We start from the raw sequence: 16,743 nt of genomic DNA on the forward strand, positions 1-16,743 counted from the left end.
TTGCCGAGTACACCGATCAGTTTACTTTTGGAGGACCGACTCATGACCGACCTGAACGGACGCATCGCCCTCGTCACGGGCGCCAACCGCGGACTCGGCGCCGCCTTCGTCACCGGTCTGCTCGACCACGGGGCCACGAAGGTCTACGCCGCCGCCCGCCGGCCCGAGACCGTGGCCGTCCGCGACCCGCGCGTCGTCCCGCTCGCCCTCGACGTGACCGACCCGGAGAGCATCCGCCGCGCCGCCGAAACCGCATCCGACATCAGCGTGCTCGTCAACAACGCCGGCATCGCCGTCAACCAGTCGCTCGTCTCGGGCGACCTGCAGGAGATCCGCCGCGAGTTCGACACGAACTTCTGGGGTCCGGTGCTCGTCACCCGCGCGCTCGCGCCGGCGATCGAGCGCAACGGCGGCGGCGCGATCGTGAACATGCACTCCGCGCTCAGCTGGCTGGCGCTCGGCTCCTACAGCGCGACCAAGGCGGCCCTGTGGTCCGCCAGCAACTCGGCGCGCGTCGAGCTGGCACCCGCGGGCATCCAGGTCGTCGGGGTGCACGTCGGCTACGTCGACACCGAGATGGCGGCGGGGGCGGAGGGCGTGAAGGTACCGCCGGCGCAGGTCGTCGACGAGGCGCTCGAGGCCGTGCGGGCCGGAGAGGCGGAGGCGATCGTCGGCGATGTCGCCCGGCACGTGAAGTCCAAGCTCCACGAGGACGTGCGCGCGCTCTACCCCCAGCTGGCCAGATAGGACGACCCGGCGAAGCCCTCCGGCCGGATCCCCCAGCGCACCGTCCACTCCTCGCCCGGCTCGAGCCAGCGCAGCCCCTCTCCCGAGTTCAGCGCGTTCGCGGGCGCGGTCATCGGCTCCACGGCGAGCGCCACGTCGCCCGGCTCCTTCGTGGCGAACGAGCGGTGGGTGAAGACCTGCACGTAGGCGAACGCGGGGTCGCTCCAGAGCACGACCCGGCGGCCGTCGTCGGCGGCGAGGGCGTGCTCCGGCCGCTCGGCGAGGCCGCCGAACCCGTCGTTGACGTCGAGGTCGCTCACGCGCACGCCGGCGGAGAGGTCGAAACGGGTTCCGGCGACCGGGGCCGTCCCCGTCACGTTCAGGCGGTCGTCGGTCTCGTAGCGTGTGGCGGCCGCGACGGTGAGCGTGAGCTGGTCGGCGGGCACGTCTCCGATGCGCAGGTAGGGGTGTGCGCCGATCGCGACCGGCGCACGCCGCTCACCGGCGTTCGCGACGGTGTGGGTGACGGTGAGGCCTTCCGTGTCGAGTTCGTGCTCGACCACGGTGTCGAGCAGGAACGGGTACCCCGCCTGCGGGTAGATCGTCGCCGCCTGCGTGACGGAGGAATCGGTGCGGGCGACCAGGGTGTATGGCGAGAAGCGCAGGAGGCCGTGACTCGCGTTGCCGAGCGCGGGCTCCGTGAGCGCGAGCTGCTGAGCCGTTGCGTCGAGCTCCCAGCGGCCGTCCTTCACACGATTGGGCCACGGCACGAGGACGATCCCGTCGGCGGACGGCGGCGTCGCCCCCTCCGCGAACGGCTCCGTCAGGTCGACGCCGGCATAGCGGAGGGTGCGGATGCCCGCCGCGACCTGTGTGATGGTCGCGGTGAGGTCGCCGAACTCGAGGTCGTACTGATCGCCGGTGGGTGCTCGCATGGGCTCAGCCTAGGCCCGCGGCGACGGTCACGGGCAGCCCGGCCCCGCGCAGGGCGGCGAGCTGAGGGGAGAGCGCGGAGGCACCGGTGATGAGGGCGGCGACCTCATCCACCCCCGCGATGCGTCCGAGATGCGTCCGGCCGAGCTTGGAGCCGTCCGCGACCACGACCGCCCGCTCTGCGGTGGTCACCATCGCCCGCTTGAGGTCGGCCTCCGGCAGGTTCACGTTGGTGATCCCGCCGCTCGGGTGGACTCCGGTGCAGCCGATGAACGCGAGGTCCGCGTGCACACGCTCGAGCAGGCTGGAGGCGAGCGGTTCGACGAGCGAGTGCTGCAGCGGCCGCAGGGTGCCGCCGGTGACGACGACCTGGAAGCGCGGGATGGCGCGCTCCAGCTCGAGCGCGATCGTCAGGCCGTTGGTGATCACGGTCACGTCGGTCAGTTCCTCCCGGTCGACGAGGGCGCGCGCGATGGCCGCGGTGGTCGTGCCGACGTCGAGGAGCACACTGCTGCCGGACGTCACGAGCGACGCCGCAGCGAGGCCGATCGCGCGCTTCTCGTCGGCGGAGGCTTCCAGAGCCTCCTCGAAGCTCGCTTCGCGCATCCCGGCGCCGCGCAGCACCGCGCCACCGTGGACTCGCCGGATGCTCTGCTGCTCGTCCAGAGCGTCGAGGTCGCTGCGCACCGTGACGTCGGAGACCTGGAACGCCTCGCTCAGCTCGCTGACCCTCACGAAGCCGGCACGTCCGATCAGGTCGAGCATCCGCTCACGGCGGAGGGCGGCGGGCAGCGGGTCGCGCGGCGATTCGCTCATACGCCTTATGCTGTTCGGCTTGCGTTTGGTTGTCAATACGAAAGCCAATCGGTACATTTGCTTTCGGAATCGAAAGGCTGGCATGGCTTCCATCACCAAGCGCCCGCACGTCCTCTCCGACGGCCGGGACCTCATCTACTACGACGACGCGGACTCGACGCTGGCTCCCGACCGCGCGCCCGACCTGCGCGAGCCCGCACCCCGTCCCGCGACGGCGACGATGCGCCAGGATCCGCTCACCGGCGAGTGGGTGTCGATCGCGGCCGCCCGCCAGAACCGCGTCATGCTGCCGCCGGCCGAACTCGACCCGCTCGCCCCGGCCACCCCGAGCAACCCGTCGGAGATCCCGAGCGTCTACGACGTCGCCGTCTTCGAGAACAAGTCGCCATCCTTCGGTCCGCTGCTGGAGGACGCCGACGCCCCGCTCGGTCTCGACGACCTGGCCGAGGTCGGTCTCGGCCGCACGCGCACCTCCGTCGGCCGCTGCGAGGTCGTCTGCTTCAGCCCGGCGACCAGCGGTTCGTTCGGGAGTCTCACGCCGTCCCGCGCCCGCACCGTGATCGAGGCCTGGGCCGACCGCACCGCGGTGCTGTCCGCGCTGCCGGGCGTCCGCCAGGTGTTCCCCTTCGAGAACCGCGGGGAGGCGATCGGCGTCACCCTGCACCACCCGCACGGGCAGATCTACTCGTACCCGTACATCACCCCGCGGACGAGCGCGCTGATCCGCTCGCTCGACGCGTACGGCCCCACGCTCTTCGCCGACATCCTCGAACGCGAGCGCGCCTCCGAGCGGGTCGTGCTCGCCGGGGAGCACTGGACGGCGTTCGTGCCGTTCGCCGCCCGCTGGCCCATCGAGGTCCACGTACTCCCCCACCGCCACGTCGCGGATTTCGCGGAGACGAACGACGCCGAGCGCGACGAACTGGCGACGCTCTACCTGCGCGTGCTGCGCGGCGTCGACGCCCTCTACGACTCCCCCACGCCGTACATCGCGGCCTGGCACCAGGCTCCGGTCGACGTGCGTCGCGACGAGATCCGTCTCATGCTGCAGATCACCTCGCCCCGCCGTGCCGCGGATAAGCTGAAGTTCCTGGCCGGCTCCGAAGCCGCGATGGGCGCCTGGATCGGCGACGTCCCGCCGGAGAAGTCCGCTGAGGCGCTCCGCGAGGCGGTCGCGCGGGCCGACCGCGAGAACCCGGTCGGCGCGCTGCCCTCGGGCATCTCCGGCCTGGTCACCGTCACCCCCGCCACCACCTCCGACCGAAAGGCCGACCGATGACCGATCTGCGCTCCGGCGTCCGCGACGACTTCGCCGAGGTGTTCGGCCGCCGGCCCGACGGCGTGTGGTCCTCCCCCGGCCGGGTGAACCTCATCGGCGAGCACACCGACTACAACGACGGCTTCGTGCTCCCGTTCGCGATCAACCGGCGCACCGTCGCCGCGCTCGGACTCCGGGAGGACCGCACCGTGCGCGTCGGCAGCACCTTCGCCGACGAGCTGGTCGAGATCGACCTCGACGCGCTCACGCCCGACGCCCTCGCGGGCTGGTCCGCCTACCCGCTCGGCGTCACCTGGGCGCTCGGCGAGTTCGGCGCCGACCTGGCCGCCGTGCCCGGCTTCGACCTGCTGATCGATTCGAACGTCCCTGTCGGCGCCGGCCTGTCGTCGTCGGCCGCCATCGAGGGCGCCGTCGCACTCGCGCTCAACGACGTCTGGCGGGTCGGCCTCGACCGCAAGACCCTCGCCCGCGTCGGGCAGCGTTCCGAGAACGTGGCCGTGGGCGCCCCGACCGGGATCATGGACCAGTCCGCCTCCCTGCTCGGCGAGCCCGACTCGGCCGTGTTCCTCGATTGCCGCACCCTCCACTCGGAGATCGTCCCGCTGGGTCTTGCCGAGGCCGGACTCGAGATCGTCGTCATCGACACCCAGGTGGAGCACGCCCACGCGACCGGCGGCTACGCCGAGCGCCGGGCCTCCTGCGAAGCCGGTGCGGCCGCGCTCGGAGTCCCCTCGCTGCGCGACGTCTCGGTCGCGGACCTCGATCGGGCGCGCGCGATCCTCGACGACGTGACCTTCCGCCGTGTCCGCCACGTCGTCACCGAGGACCAGCGGGTGCTCGACACCGTCCGGACCCTGCGTGAGCAGGGGCCCACCGCCATCGGCGACCTGCTCGACGCCTCCCACGCCTCGATGCGCGACGACTTCGAGATCTCCGTCCCCGAGCTCGACCTCGCGGTCGAGACGGCGCAGGCGAACGGCGCGATCGGCGCGCGCATGACAGGCGGCGGCTTCGGCGGCTCCGCCATCGCGCTGGTCCCGGCCGACACCGTCAGCCGGGTCCTGGTCGCGCTCGACGGTGCGTTCGCCGAGCACGGCTTCGGCCAGCCGAACCTCTTCACCGTCGTCCCGTCGGAGGGCTCGCGTCGCGAGAGCTGACGACCGGCCTCACCCGGCGTTAACCTCCCGGCAACCGGCCGGGAGGAACATGGACGGGATGACGGATCCCGAGATCACCTGGCTCGACGCCGACACGGTGCAGCTGCGACAGCCCAAGTCGTCGCACTGGGAGGCGCCGTTCCTGTTCCTGCTGTTCGGGCGCCGTCGCGCGCTCCTGCTGGACACCGGCGCGACCGGCGACGAGTCGGTGTTCCCGCTGCGCACGACGATCGACCGGCTCACCGACACCTGGCTGCGCCGCAACCCCGCCGTGTTCCTGCGGCCGTACCCGCTCGTCGTCGCCCACACGCACGCCCACCGGGATCACATCGCCGGAGACCTGCTGCTCGCCGCACGGCCCGCGACGACGGTCGTCGGCACGACGCCGGCGCAGGTCATCTCCTTCTTCGGCTTCCGCGCCTGGCCGGACGAGATCGTCGAATACGACCTCGGCCAGCGCCCGATCGACGTCATCGGCGGCCCCGGCCACGAACCGTCCGCCGTCGTGTTCTTCGACCGTCGGACCGGGATCCTGCTCACCGGCGACACCGTGCTTCCCGCGCACCTCTACATCCGCGATCCCGGGCAGTACCGGGCCACCATCGACCGCCTGATCCGGTTCCGCGACGCGGCGCCGGTGCGCGTGCGCGAGCTGAGAGGCGCCCACATCGAGATGTCGCGGGAGCCGGGCGTCGTCTACCCGCCCGGGACCATCGATCAGCCCGACGAACCGCCCCTGGAGCTCCCGCCGCGCATCCTGAACCGGGTGCGGGATGCGCTCGACGAACTGCCGGGCTCCCCCGACGGGCGCGTCGTGCGCAAGCGCTTCATCGTGGTCGACGAGAGCAGGGAGCGGCCCGCCGAGGCTGGCTAAGCTGACGGGATGACCATCGTCACCCTGTCCGACGGCTCGATCCCCCGCGTCGCCGCGGACGCCTTCGTCGCCTCCGGCGCCGTCCTCGCGGGGCGCGTTCGACTGCTGTCCGGCTCGAGCGTCTGGTACAACGCCGTGCTGCGCGCCGAGGCGGAGGACATCACGCTCGGCGAACGCAGCAACATCCAGGACAACGTCTCCTGCCATGTGGACGCGGGCTTCCCGTTGACGATCGGCGCGGACGTCTCCGTCGGCCACAACGCGGTGCTGCACGGCTGCACGGTCGAGGACGGCGCCCTGATCGGGATGCACGCCACCGTGCTCAACGGCGCGGTGATCGGCGCCGGATCCCTCGTGGCGGCGGGCGCGGTGGTGCTGGAAGGCACGATCGTCCCGCCCGGATCGCTCGTCGCCGGCGTGCCCGGCAAGGTGCGCCGTGCGCTGACGCCGGAGGAACGGGAGGGACTACTGCAGAATGCGCAGTCCTACGTCCACCACACGCGCGAGCATCCCCGCCCCGCGGCCGCCGCGACGCTGCACGTCACGCCTCCGGATGCAGCCAACGGCGGGCCGACGGCCACGCCGTGACCAGAGCGAGCGCTCCCACGACGACCCAGAGCGCGTAGCTGCTCGCGAGGACGAACGCCCCGGCGCCCAGGAACGCTCCCGTGGCGATCGCGGCCCAGAGCACGAGATGCCGCACCCACCCCGTGCGGTGACCGCCCCGCCACGCCGCCACCAGGCCCTGGCCGACCTTGACCAATGCGCCGGTCATGTAGGTGATACCGAAGGAGACTTCGCCGCCGCGGGAGAAGACGGTGTTGGCGGCTCCCATCCCCACGGCCAGCAGGGCGCCGACGATCGGGCGGAGATCGGCTGTGCCGGACAGTGCCGCCGCCGAGGCGACGGCGGCCGCCGCGGCGAGAGCGAGAGCGATGAGCACCAGTACACGGGTCGAACCGTGCCGTGCGGCCCCGAGCACCGTGCCCGCCATCGCACCGCCCACGAAGCACACCACGAGGAGGCCGCAGAGCGCGAAAGCAGGCCAGGCGCCGTGCACCAGGTCGACGCTCAGCCGCGTGGTGTTGCCGCTCATGAACGAGACGAAGAACCCGCCGAGATAGCTGAACCCGAAACCGTCCACGAAACCGGCGAACCCGGAGAGCACCGCCGCCGCCGCGAAGTTGCGGCGACTGAGAGAGCGGACCATGTGCGGGATCAGGCCTCGTGCGCCGAGGAGCCGGGCTCGACCGGGCCGGGCTCTCCGCCGGTGATGCGCACGAGCTCGGCGAACGTCGTCGGGAACACGGTGTGCGGGTGGCCCGCGGCCGCCCAGACCTCCGGGTAGCCCGCGAGCTCGGCATCCACGACCGTGCGCAGCGGCGCGGGATGCCCGACCGGCGCGACTCCACCGATCGTCTGACCGGTCGCCGCTTTGACGGTCTCGGGGTCGGCGCGGCGGATGCGACCACCCAGCCGCTCGCCGAGGAATGCTGTGTCGACGCGGTGGGCGCCGGAGGTCATCACGAGCAACGGCTCGCCGTCGATCGTGAAGACCAGCGAGTTCGCGATCGCGCCGATCTCGACGCCCAGCTCCGCGGCCGCGGACACGGCTGTCGGCGTCGCCGCCTCGAACCAGCGCACCCGCGGCTCCACGCCGGCGGCGAGCAGCGCCGCCTCCACCTTCTCGACGGCCGGGTGCGTGCGGTCGGCGCCCTCCGCGCTCATGCCAGGGACCGCTCCGCCGACTCGACCACGTTCTGCAGCAGCAGCGCACGCGTCATCGGGCCGACCCCGCCGGGGTTCGGCGAGACCCACGCGGCGACCCCGGCCACATCGGCGGCCACGTCACCGGCGACGACGCTCTTGCCGGTGACCGGGTCCTCCACGCGGCTCACTCCGACGTCGAGGACGATCGCGCCGGGCTTGACGTTCTCCGCCGAGACCAGGCCGGCGACGCCCGCCGCGGCGACGATCACGTCGGCGCGCTTCAGGTGCTCGTCCAGGTCGACGGTCCCGGTGTGGGTGAGCGTCACCGTCGCGTTGTACTCGCGACGGGTCAGCAGCGAGCCGATGGGGCGCCCGACGGTGACACCGCGGCCCACGACGACGACGTGCTTGCCGTTCAGCTCGATGCCGTGGCGCTCCATCAGCTCGATGACGCCCCGCGGGGTGCACGGCAGAGGTGTGGTGATCGGCCGGTTGACGTTGAGCACCAGGCGGCCGAGATTGGTCGGGTGCAGGCCGTCCGCGTCCTTGGCGGGGTCGACCAGCTCGAGGATCGCATCGGTGTCGAGGTGCGCGGGCAGCGGAAGCTGGACGATGAACCCGGTGCAGTCGGGGTCGGCGTTCAGCTCTTCGATCACGGCCTCCAGCTCGGCCTGGGAGATGTCGGCCGGGAGGTCGCGGCGGATGGAGGCGATGCCCACCTCCGCGCAGTCGCGGTGCTTGCCCGCCACGTACCACTGCGAACCCGGGTCGTCGCCGACCAGGATGGTGCCGAGCCCGGGCACCACGCCCTGCTCGCGCAGCCGCGCCACGCGCTCCGTCAGCTCGCTCTTGATCGCGGCCGCCGTCGCCTTGCCGTCCAGAATCTTCGCGCTCATGTTCCCTGCTCCTTCACGATCGGCCGTCGAGTACGCGGATCGTCCGCGTACTCGACGGTCTCCCGCCGACTTTGTGTGTACTCGAGTGGTGGGGCCGGGTCAGATGGAGGACGGGAGCTCGACCGGGAAGGCATCCTGTCCGGAGGGGGTCAGGCCCGGGTAGAGCGGGAAGGCCGCGGTGAGTGCGTCGACGCGCGAGCGCAGCGCCGCGGTGTCGGCGCCCGGTACGAGCGCGGCGGCGATGATGTCGGCGACCTCGGTGAACTCGGTGTCGCCGAAGCCGCGGGTCGCGAGCGCCGGGGTGCCGATGCGGAGGCCGGAGGTGACCATCGGCGGGCGCGGGTCGAACGGGACCGCGTTCCGGTTCACCGTGATGCCGACCTCGTGCAGCACGTCCTCCGCCTGCTGGCCGTCGAGCTCCGAGGTGCGGAGGTCGGCGAGCACCAGGTGCACGTCGGTACCGCCCGTGAGCACGTCGACGCCGGCCGCGCGGGAGTCGTCGGCGGTGAGGCGGGAGGCGAGGATCTGGGCGCCGCGGATGGTGCGCGCCTGGCGGTCCTTGAACTCCTCGGTCGCGGCCAGCTTGAACGCCGTCGCCTTGGCGGCGATGACATGCATGAGCGGGCCGCCCTGCTGGCCGGGGAACACGTTGGAGTTGAGCTTCTTGGCGAGCTCGGTGTCGCGGCTCACGATGAAGCCGGAGCGCGGGCCGCCGATGGTCTTGTGCACCGTGGAGCTGACGACATCCGCGTAGGGCACGGGCGACGGGTGCAGACCCGCGGCGACGAGTCCGGCGAAATGCGCCATGTCCACCCAGAGCTTGGCGCCCACCTCGTCGGCGATGTCGCGGAAGGCCGCGAAGTCGAGGTGCCGGGGGTAGGCCGACCAGCCTGCGATGATGACCTGCGGCTTGTGCTCGCGCGCCTTGTCGCGCACGACGTCCATGTCGACCAGGAAGGTCTCCGGGTCGACGCCGTACGAGACGGCGTTGTAGAGCTTGCCGGAGAAGTTGAGCTTCATGCCGTGGGTGAGGTGGCCGCCGTGCGACAGCTCGAGACCCAGGATGGTGTCGCCGGGGGTCGCGATCGCAGAGAGGACCGCGGCGTTGGCGGAGGCGCCGGAATGCGGCTGGACGTTCGCGTACTCGGCACCGAACAGGCTCTTCGCCCGGTCGATCGCCAGCTGCTCGGCGATGTCGACGTATTCGCAGCCGCCGTAGTAGCGGCGGCCCGGGTAGCCCTCGGCGTACTTGTTGGTCAGCACGGAGCCGACGGACTCGAGTACGGCGCGCGGAACGAAGTTCTCGGAGGCGATCATCTCGAGGTAGTCGCGCTGGCGGCCGAGCTCGAGCTGCAGCACCTCCGCGATCTCGGGGTCGACCTCCGCGAGGGGGGCGGTGAAGGTCGAGGGCAGGGTGTCGGTCACAACGGGCTCCTTCGGACAGGGATGGACATTCGTACGTATCGACCCAGGCGCGCGGCCGAATCCACCCATGCTTTCGAGGTACCGTCGTCGCTCCCCGATGGTGACCATCTGAGCGCCAGTCGCGACGTGGGCAAGCATAGCAAAGGCGGGTGCGCGCCGTGCCCTTGCCCCTGGGTCGGGAGGGCTGCGATACTCGCTGGTGGCCGCCCGGCGGGGTGGACGGAGGCGGCCGACACCCGAGCAGTCCCCAGCCGCGTTAGGAGCCTCCGTGGTCGTACCCCGCCCTGTCGAGCTCGAGAGCACGACCGATGCGCCTTTCGTCCTCGGGCCCACCGCCCGGATCAGCGTCGCGGGGGCGGGAGCGGAGAGCGTTGCCGCCCTGCTGCGCGACGCGCTCCGCAGCGACTGCCGCCGCGAACTCGTCGTCGTGATCGAGCCGCCGGAGTACGGCGACATCGCCATCGTCGTCGCCGACCACGAAGGTCCGGAGGGGCACCGCGAAGAAGGGTACTCGCTCGACGTCGCCGCCGAGGGCGTGCGCATCGGCGCAGCGACCGCGGCCGGCGCGTTCCACGGCGTGCAGACCCTGCGCCAGCTCGTTCCGGCGTCGTGCTCCGACGATCCCCTGACGATCGACGCTGTGCGGGTACGGGACTACCCGCGCTACGCCTACCGGGGCGCGATGCTCGATGTGGCCAGGCACTTCTTCCCGGTGCGCGACGTCGAACGGTTCATCGACGCGATCGCCCTCCTGAAGGTCAACCACCTCCACCTGCACCTCACGGACGACCAGGGCTGGCGGCTGGAGATCCTGTCGCGTCCCGAGCTCACGCGCATCGGCGGGTCGACGGCGGTGGGCGGAGGCGCGGGCGGCTTCTACACGCAGGACGAGTACCGCGGCCTGGTCGCCTATGCCGCCGAGCGGCACATCGCGATCGTGCCCGAGATCGACATGCCCGGCCACACCAACGCGGCGCTGGCCTCGTATCCCGAACTGAACCCGGACGGCGACGCGCCCGAGCTCTACACCGGCACGACGGTCGGCTTCAGCACTCTGCTCACGGGTGACGAGGCGACCGAGCGGTTCCTCGCCGACGTCATCGGGGAGGTCGCCGCGCTCACACCCGGGCGGCTGCTCCACATCGGCGGCGACGAGTGCCTCAGCACCTCGCGGGGGGACTTCGTGCGCTTCATCGAGCACGCCGCGGCGCTCGTCGCGGCCGCGGGCAAGACGCCGGTCGGCTGGCACGAGATGGGCGCGTGCGACGCGCTGCCCGCGGGGACGGTCGGCCAGTACTGGGACTTCCGCACGCCCCGCGGGAACGCGGCGGAGGACATCCTGTCGTTCGTCCGACAGGGCGGCGCGGCGATCATGTCGCCGGCCGACGTCGCCTACCTCGACATCGTGTACGCGGAGGGTGATGCGATCGGTCAGGACTGGGCCGACGGTCCGACCAGCCTGTCCGCAGCGCTGCAGTGGGACCCGGCGCGTATCGTGCCGGGACTCGGGGACGCCCACATCCTGGGCGTCGAGGCGCCGCTGTGGACCGAGACGGTCGAGACGATCGAGCAGGCCGAGGAGATGACCTTCCCGCGGCTGGCCGCCGTCGCCGAGATCGGCTGGTCCCCGGCCCCCGCCGACACCGAGCAGGTGGAGGCCGCGCGCGACTTCCCCGCGTTCGCCCGGCGGCTCGCGGCGGTGGCGGAGCACTGGGATGCCTCCGGCACCTCGTACCGTCGCGTCGCCGAGGTGCCGTGGCCGGAGGGCGCTCGCCCCTGATCCCGCGCCGGGCTCCGCAGCAGCCGTCGCGGGCTCGGAACCGAGGAAGCCAGGGGTAGCCGCGGAGGCTCAGGGATAGCCGAGGAACCAGAGCAGGATCAACGCCACCGGCTGCAAGGCCACGCCGACCGCGAGCCCGATCGTCCGCGCGCGGGGGCTGTGGGTCAGGCCGCGCGCCCCACCGAGCGGAGCGAGCGGCAGCAGGAGCCGGAAGAGGCTCTGCTGCGGCAGGAACACCGCCACCAGGTAGAGGCCGTAGCTCGCGGCGTAGGCGACGACCTCTGTGCCGAGCGCGCGCACGCCGCGGCGGGTCAGCACCCACACGAACCCGGCGAGAGCGGCGATCACCAGCAGCACACCGGCCACGCCCGCGTACTTCCAGGTGAACAGGAACCACGGCGTCAACGGCACGAAGGAGACGTGCCCGATGAATCCCGTCCACCAGGAGAGCTCGGTCGAGACGTACGCGTCGGGCGCCCCCGTCGCTGCGGAGGCGATCAGGGGCCAGGCCAGCCCGGCCGACGCGGTGACGGCGCCGGCGACCAGCACGGCGATGCGTTCGCGCCGGGGGAACTCCTCCCGTCCCCGTCGGTCCGCGAGCAGACGCACCACGAACACGACGGCCAGCGCCAGCGGGATGGCCAGCGCGCCCGGCTTGGCGAAGGCCGCAGCGACCGTGAGCGGGATCACGAGCCAGTACCGGCGGCGGATCATGGCCAAGAGCCCACCGAACATGAGCAGGAAGAACATGCTCTCCGCGTAGGTGATCTGCAGCACGAACGAGAGCGGCCCGAAGCAGAAGAAGATCGTCGCCCACAGCGCGGACACCGTGCCGCCGCGCGCCAGTACGACGCGATACAGCACGAGGGCGGCGCCGGCGCCGCAGAGCACCGCGTTCAGCACGCCCGCCGGGGCGAACGACAGCCCGGTCATCGCCATGAGGGCGCGTACCACGAGCGGGTAGAGCGGGAGGAACGCCCACGCGTTCTGCTCGACGTCGCCCGATCCGTCGACAGGCAGGGTGGTGGGATAGCCGCCGGTTGCGATCCGCTGGTAGAACGAGCCGTCCCACGAGCTGGAGAAGGTGAAGAACGTCGGGTCGTGCCGCGAGCTGGCGAAATGCCAGTCGCCGACGGTCGCCGCGACGTAGAGGGAGAGCATGAAGACGGTGGTCAGCAGCCGCGACGACGCGTAGACGATGAGGATCGCGCCCCACCACGGCAGATCGCGGCCGAACAGGCGCACCCGTCCCCCGCGTGTGCGCGTACCGGCTCCCGGCCCGGGCGCTGTGCTCGTGATTCCCGCTGACATGCTCAGGGGGATGGTACTCCGGCGCACCGTGAGTGGCGACCGGGATGGGATCCTGTACATGTGAACGTACTCACCGATCCGTCTCCAGCCTCGCGGCACCCCGCCCTCCTCGGCCCCGGGCTCCCCGTCCTCGCGATCGACGTGGGAGGGACGGACATGAAGGCCGCCCTCGTCGACGCGGACGGCCGGATCGTCGAGATCCTGCGTCGGCCCACGCCGCACGAGGGCGCACGCACCGGGGAGGCCGTGGTGGAGGCGGTCGTCGCGATCGCCGGCGAGCTCCGGCTCGCCCACCCCGGGCTCGCCCCGGCGGCCCTCGGGCTGCTGGTGCCCGGGCACGTCGACGACGCGCGCGGCGTGGGCGTCTTCGCCGAGAATCTGGGCTGGACCGAGTTCCCCTTCCGCGCGGCGGCCTCGCAGGCCCTGGGCATCCCGGTGTCGTTCAGCCATGACGTGCGCGGCGCCGGCGAGGCCGAGCAGCGTCTCGGAGCAGCGGCCCCGTATCGCGATGTCGTGGTGATGGCCATCGGCACCGGCATCGCCGGCGCGCTCTTCCTCGACGGCCGGCTGATCACCGGCGGTGGGCTGGTCGGCGAGATGGGGCATTCGAAGGTCGCCGACGGCCCGGTCTGCGCCTGCGGCGGCATCGGCTGCCTGGAGGCGGTGGCGTCGGCGGCCGCGATCGCCCGCCGGTACAACGCGGCGACCGGTGCGTCCGTGCCCGGAGCCCGCGAGGTGCTGGAGCGCGCCCGAACCGGCGACCAGCACGCCGTCGCCGTCTGGGAGAGCGCCCTCGACGCCCTCGCGCTCGACCTCTCGCACACCGTCGCCCTGCTCTCCCCGGAAGCGGTCGTCATCGGCGGAGGCCTCTCGCAGGCCGGCGATGCGCTGTTCGGCCCGCTCGCCGACCGGCTCGACCGCATCCTCACCTTCCAGCGGCGCCCTGTGCTGCTGCGCGCCAGCATCGGCGAGAACGCCGGTGTGATCGGGGCTGCGCTGCGCGCACGCGACCTGCTCGACGGCCCGGTACCGCACCCGGAACGGTGAGCGCGGGGCGAGCGACGGTATCGTCGGTGCAATGACCGCGCATGTGATCCATTCCGCCCGCCTCGTCAGCGAGGGCCGCGTCGTCCACAACGGGTGGGTGCGCTTCGCGGGCGGCACCATCGTCGCGACCGGCGCGGGCGACGACTGGCGCGCGGCCGTCGCGGGCGAGGAGGCGGTCGTCACGGACGCCGACGGGGCCTGGGTCACACCCGGGTTCGTCGACATCCACGGGCACGGCGGCGCCACCGCCAGCTTCGACGACGGCCCCGAGAGCATCCTCCGCGCGCTCGACCTGCACCAGCGCCACGGAACGACACGCGCCGTCGTCTCCCTCGTGACGGCGCCCGTCTCGAATCTCGCCCGGAGCCTCCGGGAGATCGCGGCGCTGACCCGGTCGGACGCGCGGGTGCTCGGCTCCCACCTCGAAGGCCCGTTCCTCGATGTCGGCCACAAGGGCGCGCACGAGCCGAGTCTGCTGCGGGCGGCGACATCGTCCGACATCGACCTGCTGGTCGACGCCGCCGATGGCACCCTGCGCCAGATCACCCTCGCCCCGGAGCTGCCGGGCGGGCTGGACGCGGTCCGGGCCTTCCGCGACGCAGGTACGGCCGTCGCCGTCGGGCACACGGCCGCCGACTACGCGCAGACCCTCGCCGCCTTCGAGGCGGGCGCGAGCATCCTCACCCACGCGTACAACGGGATGGACGGCGTGCATCACCGGGCACCGGGCCCGGTGGCGGCCGCGACCCGCACACCCGGCGTGACCCTCGAGGTCATCAACGACGGCGTGCACGTGCACCCCGAGGTCGTCCGCATGCTGTTCGCCGCCGCTCCCGGGCGCGTGGCGCTCATCACGGACGCGATGGCGGCCGCGGGCGCGGACGACGGCGACTACCTGCTCGGTTCGCTGGCGGTCGAGGTGCGCGACGGCGTCGCCCGGCTGGCGGAGGGCGGTTCCATCGCCGGGTCGACTCTGACGCTCGACGACGCGCTGCGCCGCGCCGTCCTGGAGGTCGGCATCCCGGTCGAGGAAGCGGTGCTCGCGCTGACGCAGACCCCGGCGACGGCGATCGGCCGCGGCGACGACCTGGGCCGCCTCGCCCCCGGATACGCCGCGGACGCCGTAGTGCTCGATGACGACTTCCGGGTGTTGCAGGTCTTCGCGGAGGGCGCGCCGGTCGCGCGCTGACGGTGACCCGGGGCCGGACCCTGTTTCCGGGTCCGGCCCTCGAGGCTCCCCTTCGTCGAGGGCGATCGGCGTTCGGGTCGCCGGTCATCCTCGAGCTCGTGCCGGTTCGGGTCCGGCACGTGCGGTGGTCTTTCCGCCCCCTGTGCGGTGGCCACGTCTGAAGAGACCGGGTCTTCCGCATTCCATGACGCCGGTTCCCGAAGTTTTTTCCCGAGGTCCCACGGCCTGGATCGCACAGCCACTTCGCGGCCAGGATGCGCGACAATCGTGGGATGCGCGCCGTCCACGATCTCTCCGACCTCGAGCTCGTCGAGGCGACCCGTGGCGGCGACCGCGAGGCGTTCGCCGAACTCTGGCGGCGCCACGCGCGGGCGGGTCTCACGGTCGCGCGGGCGCACAGCGACCTCGACGCCGACGACCTGGTGGCCGAGGCGTACGCCAAGATCTACCAGGCCATCGCCAACGGCCACGGCCCGACCTCCGGCTTCCGGGCCTACCTGTTCACGACCGTGCGCAGCGTGGCCGCCACCTGGGGGCGCCGCGCGCGCGAGACACCCATCCACGACGCCGAGACCATCGAGGACCCGGCCTCGACCGAGGCCGCCGGGCTCGAAGCCCTCGACCGCTCCCTCACGGCGACCGCCTTCCGCACCCTCCCCACGCGCTGGCAGGAGGTGCTCTGGTACGGCGAGGTCGAGGGCATGAAACCCGCCGAGATCGCCCCGCTGCTCGGGATGTCGGCGAACGCCGTCGCCGCTCTCGCCTACCGTGCCCGCGAGGGTCTCCGGCAGGCCTGGATCCAGGCGCACATCGCCGCCGTGCCCGAGGGGTCGGAGTGCCGGTGGACGACCGAGCGGCTGGGCGCGTACGCCCGGCACGGTCTCGGCAAGCGGGAGACCGCCAAGGTCGAGGCGCACCTGATCGACTGCGCGCGCTGCACGATCGTCGCTGCGGAGGCGAAGGATGTCGGATCCCGGATCGCCCTCGTTCTGCTCCCGCTCGCAGCGGGCGTCGGGGGCGCGACCGCGTACACGGCGTGGATGCAGACAGGAGCGCACACCGCGTCGTACGCGCTCGGCGCCGCCGGGGCCGCGATGCCGGCGGCCGCCACGGGCGGGACAGGATCGGCCCTCGCGGGTGCAGGCGCAGCGGGAGGCTCGTCCGCGGGTGCCGCGGGCGGCTCGTCGACGTCGGCCGGAGGTGCCGCCGGCGCCGGCGCCGTGACCATCACGTCGTTCGCCGTCGGCGGGGTGCTCGTAGCGGCCGCCGTGGCTGCGGCCGCCGTTCTCGGCCCGTCGCTCTTAGCCCCCACGCCCGCCCCCACCAGCGCCGCGGTCGCCGGGCCCGCACAGCCCACCGCCCCGGCGCCCGCCGACGGTTCTGCGACGGCCGCGCCGACCGATCCTGCACCGGCCGCCCCCGCGCCGACCAGCCCCGCGCCGGTCGCCCCGTCCCCCGCCCTTCCAGCCCCGATCGACGCGCCGTCCACCCCCGCCGCTCCGCCTGCGCCCGCGCTGCCGGGAGGCGCGACGCCGACCACCCCCACCACCCCCACCACACCGACCACCCCGACCGGTCCCTCGGGGACCCGGCCGCAACC

At 72.6% G+C, this 16,743-nt stretch carries 16 protein-coding genes and 1 riboswitch; of the genes, 9 read left to right on the top strand and 7 right to left on the bottom strand.

Going from position 1 to position 16,743, the window contains the following annotated elements:
* Positions 1-42: 42 nt before the first annotated feature.
* Positions 43-747 (top strand): SDR family oxidoreductase, encoded by a 705-nt coding sequence (locus LLS1_RS16750; protein ID WP_226657328.1) that lies wholly within the window; start codon positions 43-45, stop codon positions 745-747.
* Here the strand turns inward: LLS1_RS16750 and LLS1_RS16755 are convergent.
* Together LLS1_RS16755 and LLS1_RS16760 are read right to left on the bottom strand one after the other, a co-directional pair.
* Complete coding sequence (locus tag LLS1_RS16755; RefSeq protein ID WP_226657330.1) at positions 726-1,661, bottom strand: aldose 1-epimerase family protein; 936 nt, start codon at positions 1,659-1,661, stop codon at positions 726-728. The two genes, LLS1_RS16750 and LLS1_RS16755, sit on opposite strands and share 22 nt — an antisense overlap.
* A gap of 4 nt (positions 1,662-1,665) precedes the next feature.
* Positions 1,666-2,475, bottom strand: coding sequence for a DeoR/GlpR family DNA-binding transcription regulator (locus LLS1_RS16760; RefSeq protein ID WP_226657332.1), 810 nt, complete (start codon positions 2,473-2,475; stop codon positions 1,666-1,668).
* Between the two features lie 82 nt (positions 2,476-2,557).
* Here LLS1_RS16760 and galT point away from each other — a divergent pair, with 82 nt between their 5' ends.
* The 4 genes from galT to LLS1_RS16780 are packed head-to-tail and all read left to right on the top strand — an operon-like array spanning position 2,558 to position 6,373.
* A complete protein-coding gene (galT, locus tag LLS1_RS16765; protein WP_226657334.1) occupies positions 2,558-3,754 on the top strand; it encodes a galactose-1-phosphate uridylyltransferase in 1,197 nt (398 codons plus the stop codon).
* Positions 3,751-4,911: a galactokinase gene (gene galK / locus LLS1_RS16770; RefSeq protein ID WP_226657336.1), complete on the top strand. Its 1,161-nt coding sequence runs from the start codon at positions 3,751-3,753 to the stop codon at positions 4,909-4,911. Before galT ends, galK begins: the two co-directional genes overlap by 4 nt.
* Positions 4,912-4,969: 58 nt before the next feature.
* Positions 4,970-5,785 carry an MBL fold metallo-hydrolase gene (locus tag LLS1_RS16775; RefSeq protein ID WP_226657338.1) on the top strand — a complete coding sequence of 272 codons (816 nt, stop codon included), beginning with the start codon at positions 4,970-4,972 and terminating at the stop codon, positions 5,783-5,785.
* A 9-nt stretch (positions 5,786-5,794) separates the two neighbouring features.
* Entirely contained in the window at positions 5,795-6,373 is a 579-nt protein-coding gene (locus LLS1_RS16780) for a gamma carbonic anhydrase family protein (RefSeq protein ID WP_226657339.1), read from the top strand.
* Here LLS1_RS16780 and LLS1_RS16785 read toward each other — a convergent pair.
* The 4 genes from LLS1_RS16785 to glyA all read right to left on the bottom strand — a co-directional run bounded on the left by LLS1_RS16785 (position 6,327) and on the right by glyA (position 9,816).
* Positions 6,327-6,995, bottom strand: a complete 669-nt coding sequence (locus LLS1_RS16785; protein ID WP_226657341.1) for a YoaK family protein — start codon at positions 6,993-6,995, stop codon at positions 6,327-6,329. The two genes, LLS1_RS16780 and LLS1_RS16785, sit on opposite strands and share 47 nt — an antisense overlap.
* 8 nt (positions 6,996-7,003) lie before the next feature.
* Positions 7,004-7,513, bottom strand: coding sequence for a YbaK/EbsC family protein (locus LLS1_RS16790; RefSeq protein WP_226657342.1), 510 nt, complete (start codon positions 7,511-7,513; stop codon positions 7,004-7,006).
* On the bottom strand, positions 7,510-8,391 hold the full coding sequence (locus tag LLS1_RS16795; protein ID WP_226657344.1) for a bifunctional methylenetetrahydrofolate dehydrogenase/methenyltetrahydrofolate cyclohydrolase: 882 nt from the start codon (positions 8,389-8,391) through the stop codon (positions 7,510-7,512). The genes LLS1_RS16790 and LLS1_RS16795 overlap by 4 nt, the downstream gene beginning before the upstream one ends.
* Positions 8,392-8,490: 99 nt before the next feature.
* Positions 8,491-9,816 (bottom strand): serine hydroxymethyltransferase, encoded by a 1,326-nt coding sequence (gene glyA, locus LLS1_RS16800; protein ID WP_308443827.1) that lies wholly within the window; start codon positions 9,814-9,816, stop codon positions 8,491-8,493.
* A 34-nt stretch (positions 9,817-9,850) separates the two neighbouring features.
* Positions 9,851-9,949: riboswitch (ZMP/ZTP riboswitch) on the bottom strand.
* Positions 9,950-10,084: 135 nt separating this feature from the next.
* On the opposite strand from glyA, the gene LLS1_RS16805 reads away from it, so the two are divergent.
* A complete protein-coding gene (locus LLS1_RS16805; protein WP_226657345.1) occupies positions 10,085-11,596 on the top strand; it encodes a beta-N-acetylhexosaminidase in 1,512 nt (503 codons plus the stop codon).
* Positions 11,597-11,665: 69 nt separating this feature from the next.
* Here LLS1_RS16805 and LLS1_RS16810 read toward each other — a convergent pair whose 3' ends face one another.
* Entirely contained in the window at positions 11,666-12,907 is a 1,242-nt protein-coding gene (locus LLS1_RS16810) for a mannosyltransferase family protein (RefSeq protein ID WP_226657346.1), read from the bottom strand.
* 60 nt (positions 12,908-12,967) lie between these two features.
* Between LLS1_RS16810 and LLS1_RS16815 the strand changes: the two genes are divergently transcribed.
* From LLS1_RS16815 to LLS1_RS16825, 3 genes are all read left to right on the top strand, one after another.
* Entirely contained in the window at positions 12,968-13,954 is a 987-nt protein-coding gene (locus LLS1_RS16815; protein WP_226657348.1) for an ROK family protein, read from the top strand.
* 31 nt (positions 13,955-13,985) lie between these two features.
* Positions 13,986-15,143: an N-acetylglucosamine-6-phosphate deacetylase gene (gene nagA, locus LLS1_RS16820; protein WP_226657350.1), complete on the top strand. Its 1,158-nt coding sequence runs from the start codon at positions 13,986-13,988 to the stop codon at positions 15,141-15,143.
* Positions 15,144-15,415: 272 nt separating this feature from the next.
* Positions 15,416-16,743: sigma-70 family RNA polymerase sigma factor (locus LLS1_RS16825; protein ID WP_226657352.1), on the top strand; the 1,328-nt coding region annotated here is incomplete at its 3' end.

It is taken from the genome of Leifsonia sp. LS1 (assembly GCF_020521355.1).
GTDB lineage: Bacteria > Actinomycetota > Actinomycetes > Actinomycetales > Microbacteriaceae > Leifsonia.